The sequence below is a fragment of the Thermus sp. LT1-2-5 genome (assembly GCF_040363165.1).
GTDB lineage: Bacteria > Deinococcota > Deinococci > Deinococcales > Thermaceae > Thermus.
In genome coordinates, this window is the sequence record NZ_BSRG01000004.1 from 82,832 (window position 1) to 101,550 (window position 18,719).

Sequence of the window (18,719 nt, forward strand, 5' to 3'; positions counted from 1 at the left end):
GGCGCACCATGATCGTGGTCAAGGTGGGCGGCGCAGAAGGCATCGACTACGAGGCGGTGGCCAAGGACGCGGCTTCCTTGTGGCGGGAAGGGGTGCGGCTCATCCTGGTCCACGGAGGGAGCAGCGAAACCAACAAGGTGGCGGAGGCCCTGGGCCACCCGCCCCGCTTCCTCACCCATCCCGGGGGGCAGGTGAGCCGCCTCACGGACCGCAGGACCCTGGAGATCTTTGAGATGGTCTACGGCGGCCTGGTGAACAAGCGCCTGGTGGAGCTTTTGCAACGGGAAGGGGCCAACGCCATCGGCCTTTCCGGCTTGGACGGGAGGCTTCTTGTGGGCCGCAGGAAGACTGCGGTGAAGTACGTGGAAGACGGCAAGATCAAGATCCACCGCGGGGACTACACGGGCACGGTGGAGGCGGTGAACCGGGCGCTTTTGGACCTCCTCCTAGGGGCGGGCTACCTCCCCGTCCTCACCCCGCCCGCCCTGAGCTACGAGAACGAGGCCATCAACACCGATGGGGACCAGATCGCTGCCCTCCTCGCCACCACCTACCAAGCGGAGGCCCTGGTCTACCTCTCCAACGTGCCAGGGCTTTTGGCCCGCTACCCGGACGAGGCCAGCCTGGTGCGGGAAATCCCCGTGGAAAAGGTGGAAGACCCCGAGTACCTGGCCCTGGCCCAGGGGCGGATGAAGCGCAAGGTCATGGGGGCGGTGGAGGCGGTGCGGGGTGGGGTAAAGCGGGTGGTCTTTGCCGACGCTCGGGTGGAAAACCCCATCCGGCGCGCCCTAGCGGGGGAGGGCACCGTGGTACGCTAGGCCCATGGCGCGCTTCGCCCTGGTCCTCCACGCCCACCTCCCCTACGTGCGGGCCCATGGGGTCTGGCCCTTTGGGGAGGAAACCCTTTACGAGGCCATGGCCGAAACCTACCTGCCCCTATTGCGGGCCTTGGAAAGGCTTTGGCAAGAAGGGGTGGAGGCCCGCTTCACCTTGGGGATTACCCCCATCCTGGCGGAGCAGCTGGCGGATCTTCGCATCCGCCAAGGGTTTTCCGCCTATGCCAAAGACCGCTTGGAGCGGGCCCAAGGGGACTACCTCCGCTACCAGGGCACCCACCTGGAAAAAAGCGCCCGCCACCAGGTGGCCTTCTGGGAACTCACCCTGGACCACTTCCATTCCCTTTCCGGGGAGCTCCTGCCCGCCTTCCGCCGGGCCCAGGACCGGGGGCAGGTGGAGCTCATTGCCTCCAACGCCACCCACGGCTACTCGCCCCTCCTCGGCTACGACGAGGCCCTTTGGGCCCAGATCAAGACCGGGGTGGCCACCCACCGCCGCCACTTCGCCCAGCACCCCACGGGCTTTTGGCTCCCCGAGATGGCCTACCGTCCCAAGGGGCCTTGGAAGCCTCCGGTGGAAGGCCCTCCAGAGGGGCCTAGGGCTGGGGTGGATGAGCTCTTGATGCGGGCGGGTATCCGCTACACCTTCGTGGACGCCCACCTGGTCCAGGGGGGTAAGCCCCTTTCCCCCTATGGGGAGGCCAGCTTGGGGCCGGTGGAAAGCGGGGAGGCCACCTTTTACGTGCACGAGCTGGAGTCGGGGCTTCGGGTTCTCGCCCGCAATCTGGAAACGTCCCTCCAGGTTTGGAGTGCCGACTACGGCTACCCGGGGGAAGGCCTTTACCGCGAGTTCCACCGCAAGGACCCCCTTTCCGGCCTCCACCACTGGCGGGTTACCCACCGCCAGGCGGACTTGGCCGCCAAGGCCCCCTATGACCCCGAGGCGGCCTTCGCCAAGGTGCGGGAGCACGCCGCCCACTTCGTGGCCCTGGTGGCCCACCTCGCCCGCCGCCATCCCCATGGGGTCATCCTGGCCCCTTACGACGCCGAGCTTTTCGGCCACTGGTGGTACGAGGGGGTGGCTTGGCTCGAGGAGGTGTTGCGGCGCCTGGCCCGGGCAGAAGGGGTGAAGGCGGTGACGGCCAAGGAGGCGGTGCAGGGGCCCGCCGTGCGCACCGCCTTACCCGAGGGGTCCTGGGGCCGGGGCGGGGACCATCGGGTCTGGCTCAACGAGGCCACCTGGGACTACTGGCGGCAGGTCTACCGGGCGGAAAGGGCCATGCGGGAGGCGGTGCGGCGGGGAGTGCTGCCGTCCCAGGTGCTGCAGCAGGCCATGCGGGAGCTTCTCCTTCTGGAGGCTTCCGATTGGCCTTTCCTCATAGACACCGGCCAGGCCAAGGAGTACGCCGAGGAGCGGTACCGGGCCCACGCCGAGCGCTTCTTCCGCCTTCTGAGAGGGGTTTCCCCGGAGGAGCTAAAGGAGCTCGAGGAGCGGGACAACCCCTTTCCCGAGGCGGACTTCAGGCTTTACCAGGAGCTAGGATAAGGCTGTGGTCCGGCACGCCATCCTCCAGTTCCGGCCGGAAAAGGGAAGGTTGCGGGAGAGCCTGGCCCGCCTCAAGGAGGCCCTAAGCCTCCTCAGGCCCCATGCCCCCGAGGTGGTGGTCCTCCCCGAAACCGCCCTCACCGGCTACTTCCTGCAAGGTGGGGTGCGGGAGCTTGCCCTGACCCGCCACGAGCTCTTGGAGCTTCTCTCCCAGGTGCACCGGGAGGTGGGCTGGGAGGGGCTTTTGGACGTGGTGGTGGGATTTTACGAGCGGGACGAGGGGGCTTACTACAACAGCGCCGCCTACTTGGAGCTTCCCCACCGGGTGGTCCACGTTCATCGCAAGGTCTTCCTCCCCACCTACGGGGTCTTTGATGAGGAGCGCTATCTGGCCCGGGGGCGGCGGGTGGAGGCCTTTAACACCCGTTTCGGCCGGGCCGCCATCCTCATCTGCGAGGACTTCTGGCACTCCGTCACCGCCACCATCGCTGCCCTGGACGGGGCGGAGGTCATCTACGTGCCGGCGGCAAGCCCGGCCAGGGGCTTCCAGGGGGAGCGCCCGGAGAACGTGGCCCGCTGGCGCACCCTGGCCCAGGCGGTGGCGGCGGAGCACGGGGTCTACGTGGTCCTGGCCAGCCTGGTGGGGTTTGAGGGGGGGAAGGGGATGAGCGGGGGGAGCCTGGTGGCGGGCCCCGAGGGGCGGATTCTGGCCGAGGCGCCCCTTTTTGAGGAGGCGGCCTTGCTCTTCCTCCTGGACCGGGAGCGGATCCCCCCGGTGCGCTACGATAGCCCCCTCCTTTCCGACCTCGAGGCGGGCCTACCCCTTCTGCTCCCCGACCTCACCCGGGTTCTCAACGGGAGGCGGCATGAGGCTTCTTGAGGCGCCAAAGGCGCACGAGGTGTTGGAGCTCAACTGGCCCCTGGTGGCGGACTTCCTCACCCGCTTCATCCGGGAGGAGCTGGCCTGGCGGGGGTACGCCAAGGCCCTGGTGGCGGTCTCGGGGGGGGTGGACTCCGCCACCACCTTGGCCCTGGCGGTGCGGGCCCTGGGGCCGGAGAACGTCCACGCCCTTTTCCTGCCCCATCGGGACTCGAGTCCCCTTTCCCGGGAGCACGCCCACCTGGTGGCCCAGACCTTTGGTGTGGCCCTGGAGGAGGTGGACATCACCCCCATGGTGGAGGGGTACGCCGCCCTTACCCCCGACCTCACCCCCCACCGCAAGGGGAACGTCATGGCCCGGGCCCGGATGATCGTTCTCTTCGATAAGTCCGAGGCCTACAAGGCCCTCCCCCTGGGCACGGGCAACAAGACGGAGCGCCTTTTCGGCTACTTTACCTGGCACGGGGACGACACCCCCCCCGTGAACCCCTTGGGGGACCTCTACAAGACCCAGGTCTGGCGCTTGGCGGAGTACCTGCGGGTGCCCGAGGCGGTGGTGAAAAAGCCCCCCACCGCCGACCTCATCCCCGGCCAGACGGACGAGGGGGACCTGGGGGTGCGCTACCTGCGGGCGGACGTAATCCTGGAGCACTACCTCAAGGGCTACCCCGACGCCTACATCCTGAGCCTGGGCTACACCGAGGAGGAGGTCCGGCGGGTCAAGGAACGGGTGAACCGCACCCACTGGAAGCGGGCCCTGCCCACCGTGGCCCTCCTTTCCTCCACCGCCATCGGGGAGTTTTACCTGAGGCCCTTGGACTTTAGGCTTTAAGCTATGGCGCGGCAGGTGGGTAAAGCGGGAAAGACGCTAGCAAAAGGCTCTGGTGCCCCAGAGAGGGTGGCGGAGCTTTTGGAAAGGAGGATAAAGTGATGGACGACCGGGCGTTGCGGGCCTATCTGGAAAGGGCCCGGACCATTGCCGTGCTCGGGGCCCACAAGGACCCTTCCCGCCCCGCCCATTACGTGCCCAAGTACCTCTGGGGAGAGGGCTACCGCATCCTGCCCGTAAACCCCCGCTTCGCCGGGGAGGAGCTCTTTGGGGAGAGGGTAGCGGCAAGCCTTGCCGAGCTTCAGGGCCCGGTGGACATCCTGGACGTTTTCCGCCCCCCTTCCGCCCTCCTGGACCACCTCCCGGAGATCCTCGCCCTAAGGCCCGGCCTGGTCTGGCTCCAGTCGGGGATCGCCCACCCCGGCTTTGAGGGGGCCCTCAGGGAGGCGGGCATCCCCGTGGTGGCGGACCGCTGCCTCATGGTGGAGCACAGGCGCCTCTTCCGGGGCCCCATTCCCCTCTAGCGTGGAAGCCTGGCAGAAGGCCCTCCTCGCCTGGTACCGGCAAAACGCCCGGCCCCTTCCCTGGCGGAGGGAGAAGGACCCCTACCGCATCCTGGTTTCCGAGGTCCTCCTGCAGCAGACCCGGGTGGCCCAGGCCATCCCCTACTACCGCCGCTTCTTGGAGCGCTTTCCCACCCTAAAGGACCTGCGGGAAGCCCCCTTGGAGGAAGTCCTAAGGGTGTGGCAGGGGGCGGGCTACTACCGAAGGGCGGAGCACCTCCACCGCCTGAGCCAGGAGGTGGAGGCCCTTCCCCCAAGCTTCGCCGAGCTTACGAAGCTTCCTGGCCTGGGCCCCTACACCGCGGCGGCGGTGGCCGCCATCGCTTTTGGGGAAAGGGTGGCGGCGGTGGACGGGAACGTGCGGCGGGTGCTCGCCCGCCTCTTCGCCCTGGAAAACCCCTCGCCCCGGGAGCTCTTTTCCCTGGCCCAGGGGCTTCTCCCTAAGGGGGAGAGCCCCGGGGAGTGGAACCAGGCCCTGATGGAACTTGGGGCTTTGGTCTGCCTACCCCGGAAGCCCCTTTGCCCCGTCTGCCCCCTCGCCGCCTTCTGCCGGGGCAGGGAGGACCCTGGGCGCTACCCCAGGCCGAGGAGGCGGGAGGTGCGGGAGGAGCGCCTCGCCGCCTTGGTCCTCCTGGGGAGGCGGGGGGTGTACCTGGAGCGCCTTGCGGGCCGCTTCCGGGGGCTTTACGGGGTGCCCCTTTTGCCGGAAGGGGAGCTTGCGGCGCGGGCCCAGGCCTTCGGCGTGGCGCCCCGGTACCTGGCCGAGGTGCGCCACGCCCTCACCCACCGCCGGCTTCGGGTCTTGGTATACGGCGCCCCGTGGGATGGGGAGGGGGAAGACCCGAAGGCCAAGCCCTTACCCAAGCTCATGGAGAAGATACTCCGCCAGGCGCTTCCCCTCCTGGCTCATGAGGGCGTAGTCCCCTTCCCGGACGCATAGGCCCAGGGCGTGGAGGCCTTCTAGGCGCTTTAGGCGGAAGGTTTCCTCCTCCCACTCCTCGGGGTGGAAGGCGTGGTAGCGCACCCGGTAGCCCGGGGTGGTGGGGGTTTCGGGAACCTCCCTTTCCCTTTCCAGAAAGCGGAAACCCAAGGCCTTCAGGCTCTCGAAGAGGTCGGGGTAGCTCGCCTCGGAGAGCCTCCCCGCCTCCTCCTCCACCTCCCCGAGGAAGAGCCTGGCCTCGAGGAAGCTTCCCACCGCCAACACCACCCGCTCCGCCCAGGCGGGGGGGCCTTCCCAGGTCCTCACCCCCACCACCCGTTCCCCGTCCAGGAGGAGCCCCGTGGCCGTGGCCTGGAAGAGGTGGAGGCCCTTTTCCGCCTCCAAAAGGTACTTGGCCCGGGCGTGGAAGGCCCAGACCCGCTCGTCCTTTGGGTCGTAGGCCCTTTCCAGGAGGCTTCCTTTGGGAAAAGGGGGCTTGGGGGGGAGGAAGGGCATCATCACCGAGTCCAGACTCTGGGTGAGGAGCCCCACCTCCACCCCGGCCTGGGCCAGGTGCCAGGCGGCCTCGCTCCCCGCAAAGCCTGCGCCCACGATAAGAACCTGGTAGCGCCGCATGGCCTTATGAAAAAGGCCCTCCTCGAGGGAGGGCAGTTTGGCGGGCCGTGAAGGACTCGAACCTCCAACCCCCGGTTTTGGAGACCGGTGCTCTGCCAATTGAGCTAACGGCCCCCGCCTTGGGGATTGTAGCACACCCCTGGCGCCAAGGGGAAGGGGGCAAGAGGCGTAAAATGGTTCCATGCCCCGCCTCCTTTGCGCCCTGGCCTTCTTCCTTTTCGCCTTCGCCCAGGAGGCCACGCACCTGGTGGTTCCCGGGGACACTCTCTTTTCCCTTGCCCGCCGCTACGGGACCACGGTGGAGGAGCTCATGCGGCTCAACGGGTTGGAAAGCTTCCTCATCCGGCCAGGCCAAGTGCTGAAGGTGAGGCCCAAGGAGGCCCCTGTCCACGTGGTGGCCCCCGGGGACACCCTCTTTTCCCTTGCCCGCCGCTATGGGACCACGGTGGAGGAGCTCATGCGCCTCAATGGCCTCGTCTCCCCTGAGCTCAAGGTGGGGCAGGCCCTCCGGCTTCCCGCAAACGCCCAGGAGGCCCCGCCTGCCCCAGGGGGGGAGGTGGAGGGGGAAGAGGAGTGGAACCCCGAAAGCCCCCTCTTGCGGGCGGTGCTCCGCTACCTGGGGGTGCCTTACAAGTACGGGGCCAACTCGCCTTTAGCCCTGGACTGCTCCGCCTTCGTGGCCCAGGTGTATGCGGAGCTGGGCGTGGCCCTACCCCGCACCACAAGGGAGCAGTACCAGGCCCTCGCCCCCGTGGATACCCTCCGCCCTGGAGACCTGGTCTTCTTTAGTTTCGGGGGCAAGGAGGTGGATCACGTGGGCCTCTACCTGGGCCGGGGGGTTTTCGCCCACGCCTCGAGCTACGGGAGCCGGGTGGTGATAGAGAGCCTCGAGGCGCCCTTCTACCAAAAGGTCTACCGGGGGGCGCGGCGGGTGGTACAGGAGGCTACGGCCAGTCCGGGATCTCCCTCCGGGCCTTCCTCAGGGCGGTGAGAAGGGCTTCTCCTGGCCTCCCTTCGCCCCGGAAAGCCTCCTGTTCCCGCTCCAGCCAGGCCTCCCCGGGGCGGAAGAGCACCCCCCTCGCCTCCCGAAGCGCCTCCTCCAAAAGGGCCCCAAGGGAGTAGAAGGGGGCCCCTGGGGGGAGGTCGGGGTCGAAACCCTGGCGGGATAGGGCCCTGCCGTAGGGCCTTTCCCGCGCCTCCATGGTGCCCCCTTGGGCGAAGTAGCGCCTTAGGACCCGGTTCCAGTCCCCCACCCGGCTGTAGGGGGCCATGGCCTGGTAGGCCTCTTCCAGGTCCGCCTGGGTGTAGGGGCGGTAGCGGTCCTCATGGACCACAAGCCTCCTGGGAAGCCTCGGCCGTGGCGGGCCTTCCTCGTCGGGCACGCCCACTGCCAGGCCCGCCACGGGAAGGACCCCGGGGGGAAGCCCCAGGAGGTCTAGGAGGGCCTCTACCCCGTTCAGCACTCCGCCGATAAAGCAGACCCCATAGCCCAAGCTCTCGGCGGTGAGGGCCAGGTAGGCCCCGGCCAGCCCGGCGTCCAGGATGGCGAAGTGGAGGGCGGTCCGGGGCCAAGGGGCCATGGCCTGCCCCCGGTGCGCCAGAAGCTTTTCCAGGCGGTGGACGTCCGCCAGGAGGAGGAAAAACTCCGCCGCCTGCCGGATATGCTCCTGCTCCCCAGAAAGCCTGGCGATCTCGTCCCGGAGAGCGGGGTCCTTGACCCGGATCACGGAGTAAAGCTGGGCGCTGGCGTCCGTGGGGGCCCGCTGCAGGGCGAAGAGGAGCCTGTCTAGGTCCTCCTCGGGGATGGGCTCGGGCTTAAAGCGGCGGGTGCTACGCCGTTTGGCCAGGACTTCCAGAAGGTCCACGGAGGCATCCTACTGCAAGGGGACCTCCAGCCGCACCACCTTCCACCCGAAAAGCCCCTGCCGCTCCAGGTAGAGCCGGCTTTCCGGGTCGTCCTTGTGGTGGATGTAGGCGGTGCGGAAGTCCAGGTACCGTAGCCGCCAGTTCTTCACCTCCTCCTTGGGGGCCTGGCCGGGCTCGGCCCCTGTGCCCAGGGCGGCGAGCCCCTCGGGGGTGAGGAGGGCTTCCACAAAGGCGTTCACCAGGCCCGCGGCGAAGAGATAGGCCAGGCCGGCGAAGGGGTTGTTCTCCGCCTCCTTGGCCGCCTCCTGAAGCATGTGGGCGTTGATCTGGGCCTTAAGCCCCTCCCGCACCCGGGGGAAGTCCACCATGCGTTCCAGCCGGGCCCGGTCGCCCGCCAGGATGGCGTTTTGCAGGTGGCGGAGGAAGAGGTAAGGCGAGGCCCAGAGGTACGCGCCCAAGGCTGCGCCCACGAGGACCAGGGCCGAAAGGGCGATCCATAGGGGTTTCTTCATGGCTCCTCCTAAACCTTCCTAAAGCCTGGGTAAAAGGATAAACCCATTCCTTCTACAGAATACAGGCCATAAGCCTCGCTAGTAAATTCCAAGAAAGCGCAAATATGCCTCCCAGATAGCCTGACCGAAGAAGAAGGCCGTCACCCCCCCGAGGGCCAGGTAGGGCCCGAAGGGGATTTTGCGTTGGCGGAAGAGGAGCCCGGCCAAGGCCCCGGCCAAGACCCCGAGGAAGAGGGCCAAGAAGGCGTAAAGCCCAAGCCAGGCGCCCAAGGCCCCCAAGAGCTTCACGTCCCCGTAACCCAGGGCCACGGGCTCTTCCTCTTCGCCTTCCGGTACGGGCCTAAAGGCCCAGTAAAGCCCCCCAGTCAGGGCCAGACCCCCGGCGGCGAGGAGGGCCCCTTTTAGGCTTTCCAGAAAGTCCAGGCCTAGGGCGGGGGCAAGGAGGAGGGCCAGGGGCAAAAGGGGCAAGGTCAGGCGGTCCGGCAGGACCACGGGCTTTCCGGTGCGCCCGGAAAGGGCCCAGGTGAGAAAGGCTAAGGCCATCCCCACCCCGGGGCCCAAAAGCGCCCCGAAGAGGGCCGCCATGTGCACCTGGTGGGGCCCCACGGGAACCTCGGCCTGGCCCTCTTGAAAGCGCCTTAGGAAGAGGTTGGCGTACCCGGCGATGAGCCCAAGCCCCCCCGCGGCCAGGAGGGCCCCGTCCAGGGCTTCGCCCAAGGGGAGGGGAAAGGAAAGGAGCCAAGCCCCAAGGAAGCCCAGGAAGAGGAGGCCGTAGGTGAGGGCGTCGGGAAGCTCAAAGGTGTCCAGGTCGATGAAGGAGAGGGCCACCAGGAAGCCCAAAAAGGCGAAGACCAAGACCGCCTGCGCCGAGGGCGGGTAAAAGAGGGCGGCCAGGAGGAAAAGCCCCCCCGTGAGCCCCTCCACCAGGGGGTAACGGGGGCTTATGGGCTCACCGCAGTAGCGGCACCGCCCTTTAAGGGCCAGGTAGGAAAGGACGGGAACGAGGTCCAAGGCGGAAAGCCTGTGGGCGCAGTGGGGGCAACGGGAAGGAGGGTAGACGATGGACTCCCCCTTGGGCAGGCGGTGGATGACCACGTTGAGGAAGGAGCCCACCAAAAGGCCCAAGACCAAGGAAAAGAGGGGCCACATGGGGGCATTTTACGGAATATGGGCCTTGGCCTTTGAGGTACAGGGGGATGGCCTGGGAAGTCCCAGGGAGGTTTCCAGGAGGTGGCCTTGGGAGCCTTCCCGCCGCCCAAAGCCCCCGACAGGCCAAGGCGCCTTTCGGGCTCGGCCTGCTTCGTCCGCCCCAGGGCCTGCCCTTGGGCAGTTGGGAGGCCATTGGCTCCGCTTTCACACCTCAGGTGTAGGATGCTTCCGTGACGCCGGAAGTTGCTTACCAAAACCTCTTGGAGTTCCAAAGGGAAAGCGCCTACCTGGCCTCCTTGGGGGCCTTGGCCGCCTGGGACCAGCGCACCATGATCCCCAAGAAGGGGCACGAGCACCGGGCCCGGCAGATGGCTGCCCTGGCCCGGCTTCTCCACCAGCGCATGACCGACCCCCGCATCGGGGAGTGGCTGGAGCGGGTGGAGGGCTCCTCCTTGGTGCAAGACCCCCTTTCCGATGCGGCGGTGAACATGCGGGAGTGGCGCCAGGCCTACGAGCGGGCCCGGGCCATTCCCGAGAGGCTCGCCGTGGAGCTGGCCCAGGCGGAAAGCGAGAGCGAAAGCTTCTGGGAAGAGGCTAGGCCCCGCAACGACTGGCAGGGCTTTTTGCCCTACCTGAAGCGGGTCTTCTCCCTGACCCAGGAGAAGGCCCATATCCTCTATGCCCTTCCCCCCGCCCCCGGGGACCCGCCTTACGGGGAGGTGTACGATGCCCTTTTGGACGGATACGAGCCGGGGATGCGGGTTCAGGCGCTCCTTCCCCTCTTCGCCGAGCTCCGGGAGGGGCTCAAGGGGCTTCTGGACCGCATCCTGGGTAGCGCCAGACAGCCCAGGACGGAGATCCTCCACCGCCACTATCCCAAGGAGGCGCAGCGGGCCTTCGCCCTCGAGCTCCTCCAGGCCTGCGGGTACGACCTCGAGGCCGGCCGCCTGGACCCCACGGCCCACCCCTTCGAGATCTCCATCGGCCCGGGGGACGTGCGCATCACCACCCGCTACTACGAGGACTTCTTCAACGCCGGCATCTTCGGCACCCTGCACGAGATGGGCCACGCCCTCTACGAGCAAGGCCTTCCCAAGGAGCACTGGGGCACGCCGCGGGGGGAGGCGGTCTCCTTGGGCGTGCACGAGTCGCAAAGCCGCACCTGGGAGAACCTGGTGGGCCGCTCCCTGGGCTTTTGGGAGCGCTTCTTCCCCCGGGCGAAGGAGGTCTTCGCCAGCCTCGCCCACGTGAACCCGGAGGAATTCCATCTTGCCGTGAACGCCGTGGCCCCCTCCCTCATCCGGGTGGAGGCGGACGAGGTCACCTACAACCTTCACATCCTGGTGCGCCTGGAGTTGGAGGTGGCCCTCTTCCGGGGCGAGCTTGCCCTAGAGGACCTTCCCGGGGCCTGGGCGGAAAAGTACCGGGCCTACTTGGGTGTGGCTCCCCAGGATTACAAGGACGGGGTCATGCAGGACGTCCACTGGTCCGGGGGGCTTTTCGGCTACTTCCCCACCTACACCTTAGGCAACCTCTACGCCGCCCAGTTCTTTAAGCGGGCGGAGGCGGAGCTTGGGCCCCTCGAGCCCATGTTCGTCCGGGGGGAGTTCCGGCCCTTCTTGGACTGGAGCCGGGCTAAGATCCACGCCGAGGGGAGCCGCTTCCGTCCCAAGGCCTTGGTGGAGCGGGTGACGGGGGAGGCCCCAAGCGCCAAGCCCTTCCTCGCCTACCTGGAGCGCAAGTTCGCCGCCCTCTACGGCTTCTAGCCCCGCCGGGGCCAGACGGGGGGGAGGGCTAAGGCCAGGAGGAGGCTTCCCACCCACAAGGCCCCCTCCCCCCGGCCCAAGGCCTCGGCGCCCAGGCCCGCCAGGGTGGGGCCCAAGGCTTGGCCCAGGGCGAAGGCCGCCGTGGAAAGCCCCATGGCCCGGGGCCAGGCGGAGGGGGGCAGGAGGCTACGGAAGGCCTGGGTGATGGCGGTGATGACCCCCAGGAAGGCCAGGCCGAAGAGGAAGGCGCTGAGCCCGGGAAGCCCTTGGGCCAAGGGGGGGAGGCTTCCCAAAAAGAGCACCAGGAGCACGTGGAAGAGCCCCCGCCTTCCCCCCACCCGCTCCACCCAGGGGCCCCAGACCACCCCGGTGAGGAGGGCGCCTAGGCCGAGAAGGGTGAAGAGCAGGGTCCAGTCCCCCACCGCCGTGGTCACAAAGGTCATGTAGCCGATGTACCCCGCCCCGTACAGGCCGTAGGCCAGGAGGAGGGGAAGGATGGGCTTAAGGCTTCCTTCCCCCCGGGCGGGGGGCGGGGGCTCCTTGAGCGCCCCCCAGGCCCAAAGGGGGGCCAGGGAGAGGAGAAAGGCCCCAAGGCCAAGCCACCTCCAGGCCCCTTCCGGCGTGTCCGCCCCCAGGAGGAGCCAGGGGGCGAGGAGGAGGCCAAGACCCACCCCGCCGTAATAGGCGCCCAGGGCCCGCCCCGAGCTTCCCAGGGCCATGAGCAAGGCGGCGCCCCCCACAAAAACCAAAGCGCCTAGAACGCCTTGGAGAAACCTTAGGGCGAAGGCCAAGGCGTACCCACCCGCCCCGGTGAGGGCCAGGACCCCTCCTTGGAGGAGGAGGGCCAGGAAAAATCCCCTGCGGTAGCCGAGCCATGCGAGAAGGCGATGGCTCAAGAGGGCCCCCAGGAAGTACCCCAGGGTGTTGGCGCTCCCCAAAAGCCCCCCTTGGGCGTAGGAGAGCCCCCAAGAGCCCTGCATAAGGGGAAGGACCAGGGCGTAGGCGAAGCGCCCCAGGCCCAGGGCCACCCCGGGCCCCAGGGCGAGGAGGAGCGCCCTAATAGCCATGGAGGAGACCCAGACGCTTGGCCCGGCGCACCGCCCGCCGGAAGAGGAAGAGGCCCACGCCTAGGTAGGCCAGGCCGTTCAGGAAGGCGAGGCCCAAGGCCCAGGGATCCAAGGGGGCCCCTTCCGCCAGCATCCCCCGGGCCAAAGCCGCTCCCGGGGCTAGGGGGAGGAGGGCGAAAAGGCCCGTGCCCGGGGCCTGGAGAAGGAAGAGGAGCAGGAACTGGGAAAGCCCGAGAAGCTGCCCCACCCGCTTGTAGAGGAGGGCTAGGCTCCCCATGGCGAAGCCCAGGCCGTACCCTCCGAGGAGCACCGCCAGGAAGGGGAGGATGACCCCGGGGGCGAAGGCGAGCCGGGCCCCGGTGAGGGCCATGAGGACCAAGGCGATGAGGAAGACCAATAGGCCCTGGGAAAGGAGCCCCGCCAGGTTCCGCACCAAAAAGAGGGGGATGGGCCCGTAGGGGGTGAGGAAGACCTGCTCCAGGGTGCCCGTCTGCGCCTCCTCCATGAGGCCGAAGGCGAGGCCGTTGTAGGCGGCAAGGGTAAAGGTCCAAAGCAGATAACCCACCAAGACCGCCTCCAGCCTTCCCCCAAACTCTGCCCCCGGCCCCGCCAGGAACCGGGCCCCGAGGAAGAGGAGGTAAAAGATGAGGCTCAAGGTGACCACCGCTCCCAGAAGCTCCAGGGGGTAGCGGCGGAGGTAGAGGAGATTGCGCCAGAATTCCGCCAGGAAAAGGTCAAGCATGGCCCACCACCTTCAAAAAGACCTCCAGGAGATCCGCCTCCGCCCTGGCCACCCGCTTGAGGGGGAGGGGCTTGAGGGCCTCGAGGACCTGCCAGAGGGCCTCCCCGTTCCCGCGGAAAAGGAAGGGCCCATCCCCTTCCACCCCCAGGGTGCGGAGCCGGGCCAAGACCCCTTCCGGGACGGGGCCCTCTAGCTCCAGCACGTAGTGGTCCCCGGCGAAGCGGGCGAGGAGGGACTTCTTTTCCCCTTCCAGCACCACCTCCCCTTGGTGGATGATGGCGATGCGGTCCGCCAGGGCCTCGGCCACCTCCAGTTGGTGGGTGGTGAGGAGGATGGCCTTGCCGCTTTGCGCCAGGGCGCGGATCTTCTCCCGCACCAAGAGGGCGGTTTCCACGTCCAGGCCCAGGGTGGGCTCGTCCAGGAGGAGCACCTCGGGATCGTGGATGAGGGCCTGGAGGAGGGCGAGCTTCTGTTGCATGCCCCGGGAGAGGTGGCGCACCTCGGTGTGGGCCTTTTCCAAGAGGCCGTACCCTTCCAAGAGGGCCAGGGCCCGCCTCCTAGCCTCCTTCAGGCGAAGCCCCCGGGCCACGCCGAAGTAGACCAGGTTCTCCAAAGGGGTAAGTCGCCAGTAAACGTTGCGGTTGCCCTCCAGCACCGCCCCCAGGTGGCGGAGGGCCTTGGGGTCTTGGAAGGGGTCGTGGCCCAAGAGGCGCACCTCCCCCTCATCGGGAAGGAGGAGGCCGGAGAGCATCTTCACCGTGGTGGTTTTGCCGGCCCCGTTTTTGCCCAAGAAGGCTAGAACCTCCCCGGGGCGCAGGGCGAGGCTGACGCCGCGCACCGCGGCGAGGGCCCCAAAGCGCTTCACGAGCCCCCGGGCCTGGAGAAGGGGTTCCATGGTCCTAGTCTAGGGGTCTCCAGCGGGTGGCGTCCCGCTTTTGGTACTTTTCCATGGCCTTGCGGAAGGCCTCTTCCAGGTCAATCCCTTCCCGGTTGGCCAAGGAGATGAGGACGAAGAGGAGATCGGCCAGTTCCTCCGCCAAATCCCCTTCCGCTTCCCCTGGCTTGGGCTTCTTGCCGTGACGGTGGGCCAAAACCCGGGCCACTTCCCCCAGCTCCTCCGCGAGGCGGGCCAGCATGAGGAGGGGCGGGAAGTAGCCCTCCTTGAACCGGGAGATCCAAGCGTCCACCTGGCGTTGCGCCTCCTTAAAGGTGAGGGGCTCCATGCCCCAAGCGTACAATGCCCCCATGCGGGCCCTTGCCCTCATCGCCCACGATGCCAAGAAGGAAGCCATGGTGGACTTTTGCCGGAGGCACCGGGAGCTTTTGGCCCGCTTTCCCTTGGTGGCCACGGGCACCACGGGAAGGCGCGTGGAGGAGGCCACGGGGCTACAGGTGGAGAGGCTCCTTTCCGGCCCCTTGGGCGGGGACCAGCAGATGGGGGCCCGGGTGGCGGAGGGGCGGATTTTGGCGGTCCTCTTCTTTCGGGACCCCCTCACCGCCCAGCCCCACGAGCCCGATGTCCAGGCCCTCTTAAGGGTCTGCGACGTGCACGGGGTACCCCTCGCCACCAACCCCATGGCGGCGGAAGCCTTGGTTCCGTGGCTTGCTTCCCTGGTGGGCTAGAGGGTCCTGCGGTAGGCCAGGGCCTCGGCCACGTGGGCTTCCTCTACCCTTTCCGCCTCGAGGAGGTCGGCGATGGTGCGGGCCACCCGCAAGAGCCGGTCGTAGCTCCTGGCGGAAAGGAGGAGCTTCTTGGCAGCAGACTGCAGAAGGGCTTCGGCCCCCGGGGTGAGGCGGACGTGTTCCCGTAGGGCCCGGCCTGCAAGCTCCCCGTTGGGCCTTCCTTGGCGGGCGAGCATCCGCTCCCGGGCCCTTAGGACCCGTTCCCGCACCGCTTGGGTACCTTCCCCCTCGGGGGCGCGGGAAAGCTCGCTTGGGGTGAGGCGGGGCACCTCCACCACCAGGTCAAAGCGGTCCAGAAGGGGCCCGGAGATGCGGCCTGCGTAGCGTTGGCGGGCAGAGGGGGTGCAGGTGCAGGGCCGTTCCGGGTCCCCGTACCAGCCGCAGGGGCAGGGGTTCATGGCCGCCACCAGGAGGAAGCGGGCGGGGAAGGTGAGGCTCGCCCGGGCCCGGGCCACGGTGACCACCCCGTCCTCCAAGGGTTGGCGGAGGGCCTCGAGGGCATCCCGGGAGAACTCGGGAAACTCGTCTAGGAAGAGGACGCCCCGGTGGGCCAAGGAGACCTCCCCGGGCTTAGGGATGGCCCCGCCCCCGATGAGCCCGGCGTAGCTCACCGTGTGGTGGGGGGCGCGGAAGGGGGGCGTGCGCACAAGGCCCTTCACCGGCTTCCCCGCGGCGGAGTGGATGCGGGTCACCTCCAAGGCGGCCTCCCGGGAGAGGGGCGGGAGGAGGAAGGGCAGGCGCCGCGCCAGCATGGTCTTCCCCGAGCCCGGGCTTCCCACCAGGAGGAGGTGGTGGTAGCCGGCGGCGGCGATCTCCAGGGCCCGCTTAGCCTTGGCCTGCCCCTTCACGTCCCGGAGGTCCAGGACCTCCACCGCTTCCGCAGGGTCTTCGGGATGGGCGGGGGGGAGGTGGTCCTCCCCCCGCAGGTGGGCCACCGCCTGGGCTAGGCTCTCCGCCCCCAGGGCCACCACCCCTTCCACCAGGGCCGCTTCCTTGGCGCTTCCTTTGGGGAGGAGGAGCTTCTTGCCCTCGGCCAGGGCGGCCAGGGCCAGGTTCACCGCTCCCGGCACCGGGCGGAGGGTGCCGTCTAGCCCCAGCTCCCCCGCCACGGCCAGGCCGGAGAGGGCCTCCCAGGGCACCACCCCTTGGGCCGCCAAGAGGCCCAAGGCGATGGGGAGGTCAAAGTGGCTCCCCTCCTTCCTCAGCTCCGCCGGGGCCAGGTTGACCACCACCCGGGCCTGGGGGTAGGGAAAGCCGGCGTTCTTCAAGGCGGCCCGCACCCGTTCCCGGCTCTCCTCCACCGCCTTGTCCGGGAGGCCCACCAGGGCGTAGGTGGGAAGCCCGGGGCTAACATCCACCTCCACGGTCACCGGAACCGCGTCCAGGCCGAAGAGGGCGTAGCTTCGCACCTGGGCTAGCATGTAGGGAGTTTAACGAAAGTTTGTTAGTTTGCCAAGGGGGGAGGCCTTTTCCTATCAGTGGGGTTTTTGCGATAAGATTGGGATCGGATGCCACGAGAAGCCAGAGCCGCATATAACAAACTTCGCCGCGCCCTGGAGGAACGGCTGGTCCTCCTCCGCCGCTTCGGGGGGATAGACCTTCACCTGGTCCAGGTGGCTAATGAGGAGTGGCTTTACATGCTTCAGGAAGACACCCGTCATTCCCTGGCTATAGAAGGCTATTTCGCCACGGAGCGGGAACTCCGGGACGTCCTCAAGGGGAAAAAGGGCGCCGTTGAGGTTTTGAACTACTTTCGCACGGCCCAGTTCGTCTACGAGCAGGCCCTTCAGGACCTGCAGGAGGAGGCTTGGCATCTGGACGTGGCCTTTGTGAACAACATCCACGGCCAGCTTTTCCGGGAAACGGATCTGGAGAAAGAGCGGGGGAGGCCTGCTGACGGGGTAGAGCGCCGCATCCAGGGGGCCAAGGTGAGGCCACCCTTGGAGGCGAGCGACTACCTTCGGGCCTTTGTCAAGGCGGTTCCCCAAATCCTACGACGGGACGACCTTCTGGAAGCCTTGGCCAAGGTCCACGTTCTCTTTGAGGCCATCCACCCTTACCGGGACGGAAACGGGCGGGTAGGGCGGCTTGTGCTCAACTATGTGGCCATCCGCAGCGGCCTGCCTCCCCTGGTGGTCAAGGGCCTCGAGGCCGAAGACCGCAACCGCTACTACAAGGCCCTGGAGCGAGCGGACCAAGGCTTCCAGCAAGGGTTTCCCCCGCCTACGCCCGAGGCTTTGGTGGAGGCGTTGGACTTGGGCGACTGGGTGCCCTTAGCTTCCCTCCTGGGGGAGTCCCTTCTCGCCCGCTTGGATAACGTCGTGGCCCTGGCCCTCTTGCGCTTTGCCGACCTCTTGCCCTTGGAGGAGGTGGCCCGGGCCCTGGGGGTGGCGAAGCCCATCCTTTACGTTTGGGTGGATAGGGGTAGGCTCGTGGTGTACCGTCGGGCGGGGAGAGGGCCTCTTCGCTCGCACCCTTGGCTCTTCCTGGGGACGCGGGAGCGGGCGGCTCCTTTACCTGAGCCGCTTCCTCCCGTTCGTCCGGACTGGCCTGAGCGGGTGAAGGACCTTCAGCGCCTCCTCTTTCACCCGGAGGACTTCTGAAGCAAGGGCAGGTAGAGCCCTAGGGCCAAAAGGAGCAGGAGGAGAAGCCCTCCAAAGGCCCACGCGTACCCCAGGCTTCCCACCACGACCCCCACCCCCCACTGCAGGAGGAAGGTGCCGCCGATGCCGAAGAGGTTCACCAGGGTGGTGCCCCGGCCCACCAGGTGGCCTGGCACCAGTTCCCGGGCCTGGGTGAGGGTGAGGATGTTGAAGGCTCCGAAGAAGCCTAAAAGGGCGTAGGCGGGGGCCAAGAGCTTAAGGAGGAGCAAAAGGAGGCCTAGGGCGAAGGCCAAGGCGGAGAGGAAAAGCACCCGGGCCGTGCCCAGGCGGTCCGCTAGGTACCCGGACACGAGGAACCCCAAGACCGCCATCCCCGAGTAGAGGAAAAGGAGGTTCCCCACCGCCACCGCCGCAAGCCCCAGGTGGTACCCGTACGCTCCCGCCCAAAGGGTCTGGAGGGCCAGGAAGCTCCCGGCGAAGGCCAGGGCCAAGAAGGCCACCCGGAGGAGCCTCCCGTTTCCCCAAACCTCCCTCAGCCCCCCACCCCCCCCGGCCTTGGGCCAGGGAACCCCCGGGGGGGTGTTCCGCACCCCCAGGTAGATGGCCAGGGCCACCCCCACCACCGCCAAGGCCGCGAGGAGAAAGACCCCCCGCCAGCCCAGGGCCTCCTTGAGGAGGGCTAAGGGCGTGGCCGCCAAAAGCCCCCCCGTGGCCCCGAGGCCCACCAGCAGGGTGGAAACCGTGGCGTAGGTTTTGGGGAACCAGAGGCTAAAGGCCTTGAGGGAACCCATGAGGGCCGCGGCCATGCCCACCCCGATGAGGGCCCGGCCCAGGGCCAAGACGGGAAAGCTCGGCGCCAGGGCGAAGACCACGCTCCCTAAGGCGGCCACCAGGAGGAGGGCCGGGGTCACCACCCGGGGGCCTACCCGGTCCAAAAACCCTCCTAAAGGGAGTTGCACCGCGGCGAAGGCTAAGTAGAAGAGGCTCGTCATGAAGCCGAGCTCCGCCGGCCCAAGCCCCAGGTCCTGGGAGAGGTCTTTGGCCAGCACCGCATTGGCCGAGCGGTAGAAGTAGGAGAGGAAATAGCCCAGGGTGAAAAGGAAAAACACCCGCGCCGCCATA

20 protein-coding genes and 1 tRNA gene are annotated in these 18,719 nt (G+C 67.8%); 10 read left to right on the forward strand and 11 right to left on the reverse strand.

Features of this window, described 5'->3' with window-relative positions; translation table 11 throughout:
* Window positions 1–8: 8 nt before the first annotated feature.
* The 6 genes from ABXG85_RS05440 (at window position 9) to ABXG85_RS05465 (ending at window position 5,594) form a co-directional block, all read left to right on the forward strand.
* A complete protein-coding gene (locus ABXG85_RS05440; protein WP_353512711.1) occupies window positions 9–818 on the forward strand; it encodes a [LysW]-aminoadipate kinase in 810 nt (269 codons plus the stop codon).
* Between the two features lie 4 nt (window positions 819–822).
* Window positions 823–2,382: a 1,4-alpha-glucan branching protein gene (locus ABXG85_RS05445; RefSeq protein ID WP_353512712.1), complete on the forward strand. Its 1,560-nt coding sequence runs from the start codon at window positions 823–825 to the stop codon at window positions 2,380–2,382.
* Window positions 2,383–2,386: 4 nt separating this feature from the next.
* On the forward strand, window positions 2,387–3,262 hold the full coding sequence (locus ABXG85_RS05450) for a nitrilase-related carbon-nitrogen hydrolase (RefSeq protein WP_353512713.1): 876 nt from the start codon (window positions 2,387–2,389) through the stop codon (window positions 3,260–3,262).
* Window positions 3,249–4,094, forward strand: a complete 846-nt coding sequence (locus tag ABXG85_RS05455; RefSeq protein WP_353512714.1) for an NAD+ synthase — start codon at window positions 3,249–3,251, stop codon at window positions 4,092–4,094. Before ABXG85_RS05450 ends, ABXG85_RS05455 begins: the two co-directional genes overlap by 14 nt.
* 98 nt (window positions 4,095–4,192) lie before the next feature.
* Window positions 4,193–4,615 (forward strand): CoA-binding protein, encoded by a 423-nt coding sequence (locus tag ABXG85_RS05460; RefSeq protein ID WP_353512715.1) that lies wholly within the window; start codon window positions 4,193–4,195, stop codon window positions 4,613–4,615.
* A 1-nt stretch (window position 4,616) separates the two neighbouring features.
* Window positions 4,617–5,594: an A/G-specific adenine glycosylase gene (locus ABXG85_RS05465; protein ID WP_353512716.1), complete on the forward strand. Its 978-nt coding sequence runs from the start codon at window positions 4,617–4,619 to the stop codon at window positions 5,592–5,594.
* Here ABXG85_RS05465 and ABXG85_RS05470 read toward each other — a convergent pair.
* Together ABXG85_RS05470 and ABXG85_RS05475 are read right to left on the reverse strand one after the other, a co-directional pair.
* On the reverse strand, window positions 5,511–6,209 hold the full coding sequence (locus ABXG85_RS05470; protein ID WP_353512717.1) for an FAD-dependent oxidoreductase: 699 nt from the start codon (window positions 6,207–6,209) through the stop codon (window positions 5,511–5,513). The two genes, ABXG85_RS05465 and ABXG85_RS05470, sit on opposite strands and share 84 nt — an antisense overlap.
* Window positions 6,210–6,247: 38 nt before the next feature.
* Window positions 6,248–6,323, reverse strand: a tRNA-Trp gene (locus tag ABXG85_RS05475).
* Window positions 6,324–6,390: 67 nt separating this feature from the next.
* Here ABXG85_RS05475 and ABXG85_RS05480 point away from each other — a divergent pair.
* Window positions 6,391–7,200, forward strand: coding sequence for a C40 family peptidase (locus tag ABXG85_RS05480; protein ID WP_353512718.1), 810 nt, complete (start codon window positions 6,391–6,393; stop codon window positions 7,198–7,200).
* On the opposite strand, the gene ABXG85_RS05485 is transcribed toward ABXG85_RS05480, so the two are convergent.
* The 3 genes from ABXG85_RS05485 to ABXG85_RS05495 all read right to left on the reverse strand — a co-directional run bounded on the left by ABXG85_RS05485 (window position 7,154) and on the right by ABXG85_RS05495 (window position 9,736).
* Window positions 7,154–8,074 (reverse strand): nitroreductase family protein, encoded by a 921-nt coding sequence (locus ABXG85_RS05485; RefSeq protein ID WP_353512719.1) that lies wholly within the window; start codon window positions 8,072–8,074, stop codon window positions 7,154–7,156. The two genes, ABXG85_RS05480 and ABXG85_RS05485, sit on opposite strands and share 47 nt — an antisense overlap.
* A gap of 9 nt (window positions 8,075–8,083) precedes the next feature.
* Complete coding sequence (locus ABXG85_RS05490) at window positions 8,084–8,587, reverse strand: DUF2939 domain-containing protein (protein ID WP_353512720.1); 504 nt, start codon at window positions 8,585–8,587, stop codon at window positions 8,084–8,086.
* 78 nt (window positions 8,588–8,665) lie between these two features.
* On the reverse strand, window positions 8,666–9,736 hold the full coding sequence (locus ABXG85_RS05495; protein WP_353512721.1) for a prepilin peptidase: 1,071 nt from the start codon (window positions 9,734–9,736) through the stop codon (window positions 8,666–8,668).
* Between the two features lie 230 nt (window positions 9,737–9,966).
* Here ABXG85_RS05495 and ABXG85_RS05500 point away from each other — a divergent pair, with 230 nt between their 5' ends.
* Window positions 9,967–11,502, forward strand: a complete 1,536-nt coding sequence (locus ABXG85_RS05500; RefSeq protein ID WP_353512722.1) for a carboxypeptidase M32 — start codon at window positions 9,967–9,969, stop codon at window positions 11,500–11,502.
* Here ABXG85_RS05500 and ABXG85_RS05505 read toward each other — a convergent pair.
* Genes ABXG85_RS05505 through ABXG85_RS05520 form a run of 4 tightly spaced genes read right to left on the reverse strand, consistent with a single transcriptional unit; the run spans window position 11,499 to window position 14,534 of the window.
* Window positions 11,499–12,569: a YbfB/YjiJ family MFS transporter gene (locus ABXG85_RS05505; protein WP_353512723.1), complete on the reverse strand. Its 1,071-nt coding sequence runs from the start codon at window positions 12,567–12,569 to the stop codon at window positions 11,499–11,501. The genes ABXG85_RS05500 and ABXG85_RS05505 overlap by 4 nt on opposite strands.
* Entirely contained in the window at window positions 12,559–13,311 is a 753-nt protein-coding gene (locus ABXG85_RS05510; RefSeq protein WP_353512724.1) for an ABC transporter permease, read from the reverse strand. The genes ABXG85_RS05505 and ABXG85_RS05510 overlap by 11 nt, the downstream gene beginning before the upstream one ends.
* Window positions 13,304–14,206 carry an ABC transporter ATP-binding protein gene (locus tag ABXG85_RS05515; RefSeq protein ID WP_353512725.1) on the reverse strand — a complete coding sequence of 301 codons (903 nt, stop codon included), beginning with the start codon at window positions 14,204–14,206 and terminating at the stop codon, window positions 13,304–13,306. The genes ABXG85_RS05510 and ABXG85_RS05515 overlap by 8 nt, the downstream gene beginning before the upstream one ends.
* A 4-nt stretch (window positions 14,207–14,210) precedes the next feature.
* On the reverse strand, window positions 14,211–14,534 hold the full coding sequence (locus ABXG85_RS05520) for a nucleotide pyrophosphohydrolase (RefSeq protein ID WP_353512726.1): 324 nt from the start codon (window positions 14,532–14,534) through the stop codon (window positions 14,211–14,213).
* 22 nt (window positions 14,535–14,556) lie between these two features.
* Here ABXG85_RS05520 and mgsA point away from each other — a divergent pair, with 22 nt between their 5' ends.
* Window positions 14,557–14,934 (forward strand): methylglyoxal synthase, encoded by a 378-nt coding sequence (mgsA, locus tag ABXG85_RS05525; RefSeq protein ID WP_353512727.1) that lies wholly within the window; start codon window positions 14,557–14,559, stop codon window positions 14,932–14,934.
* On the opposite strand, the gene ABXG85_RS05530 is transcribed toward mgsA, so the two are convergent.
* Window positions 14,931–16,415, reverse strand: a complete 1,485-nt coding sequence (locus ABXG85_RS05530) for a YifB family Mg chelatase-like AAA ATPase (RefSeq protein WP_353512728.1) — start codon at window positions 16,413–16,415, stop codon at window positions 14,931–14,933. The genes mgsA and ABXG85_RS05530 overlap by 4 nt on opposite strands.
* A gap of 87 nt (window positions 16,416–16,502) precedes the next feature.
* Between ABXG85_RS05530 and ABXG85_RS05535 the strand changes: the two genes are divergently transcribed.
* Window positions 16,503–17,597: a Fic family protein gene (locus tag ABXG85_RS05535; RefSeq protein WP_353512729.1), complete on the forward strand. Its 1,095-nt coding sequence runs from the start codon at window positions 16,503–16,505 to the stop codon at window positions 17,595–17,597.
* Here ABXG85_RS05535 and ABXG85_RS05540 read toward each other — a convergent pair.
* Window positions 17,579–18,718, reverse strand: a complete 1,140-nt coding sequence (locus ABXG85_RS05540; RefSeq protein WP_353512730.1) for an MFS transporter — start codon at window positions 18,716–18,718, stop codon at window positions 17,579–17,581. The genes ABXG85_RS05535 and ABXG85_RS05540 overlap by 19 nt on opposite strands.
* Between the last annotated feature and the right edge of the window lies 1 nt (window position 18,719).

What these genes read in the sequence shown, in the direction of transcription:
- ABXG85_RS05440 (WP_353512711.1), top strand. Translation starts at nt 9, where the DNA reads ATGATCGTGGTCAAGGTGGGCGGCGCAGAAGGCATCGACTACGAGGCG.
- ABXG85_RS05445 (WP_353512712.1), top strand. Translation starts at nt 823, where the DNA reads ATGGCGCGCTTCGCCCTGGTCCTCCACGCCCACCTCCCCTACGTGCGG.
- ABXG85_RS05455 (WP_353512714.1), top strand. Translation starts at nt 3,249, where the DNA reads ATGAGGCTTCTTGAGGCGCCAAAGGCGCACGAGGTGTTGGAGCTCAAC.
- ABXG85_RS05460 (WP_353512715.1), top strand. Translation starts at nt 4,193, where the DNA reads ATGGACGACCGGGCGTTGCGGGCCTATCTGGAAAGGGCCCGGACCATT.
- ABXG85_RS05470 (WP_353512717.1), bottom strand. Translation starts at nt 6,209, where the DNA reads ATGCGGCGCTACCAGGTTCTTATCGTGGGCGCAGGCTTTGCGGGGAGC.
- ABXG85_RS05480 (WP_353512718.1), top strand. Translation starts at nt 6,391, where the DNA reads ATGCCCCGCCTCCTTTGCGCCCTGGCCTTCTTCCTTTTCGCCTTCGCC.
- ABXG85_RS05490 (WP_353512720.1), bottom strand. Translation starts at nt 8,587, where the DNA reads ATGAAGAAACCCCTATGGATCGCCCTTTCGGCCCTGGTCCTCGTGGGC.
- ABXG85_RS05495 (WP_353512721.1), bottom strand. Translation starts at nt 9,736, where the DNA reads ATGTGGCCCCTCTTTTCCTTGGTCTTGGGCCTTTTGGTGGGCTCCTTC.
- ABXG85_RS05505 (WP_353512723.1), bottom strand. Translation starts at nt 12,569, where the DNA reads ATGGCTATTAGGGCGCTCCTCCTCGCCCTGGGGCCCGGGGTGGCCCTG.
- ABXG85_RS05510 (WP_353512724.1), bottom strand. Translation starts at nt 13,311, where the DNA reads ATGCTTGACCTTTTCCTGGCGGAATTCTGGCGCAATCTCCTCTACCTC.
- ABXG85_RS05515 (WP_353512725.1), bottom strand. Translation starts at nt 14,206, where the DNA reads ATGGAACCCCTTCTCCAGGCCCGGGGGCTCGTGAAGCGCTTTGGGGCC.
- ABXG85_RS05520 (WP_353512726.1), bottom strand. Translation starts at nt 14,534, where the DNA reads ATGGAGCCCCTCACCTTTAAGGAGGCGCAACGCCAGGTGGACGCTTGG.
- mgsA (WP_353512727.1), top strand. Translation starts at nt 14,557, where the DNA reads ATGCGGGCCCTTGCCCTCATCGCCCACGATGCCAAGAAGGAAGCCATG.
- ABXG85_RS05530 (WP_353512728.1), bottom strand. Translation starts at nt 16,415, where the DNA reads ATGCTAGCCCAGGTGCGAAGCTACGCCCTCTTCGGCCTGGACGCGGTT.
- ABXG85_RS05535 (WP_353512729.1), top strand. Translation starts at nt 16,503, where the DNA reads ATGCCACGAGAAGCCAGAGCCGCATATAACAAACTTCGCCGCGCCCTG.
- ABXG85_RS05540 (WP_353512730.1), bottom strand. Translation starts at nt 18,718, where the DNA reads ATGGCGGCGCGGGTGTTTTTCCTTTTCACCCTGGGCTATTTCCTCTCC.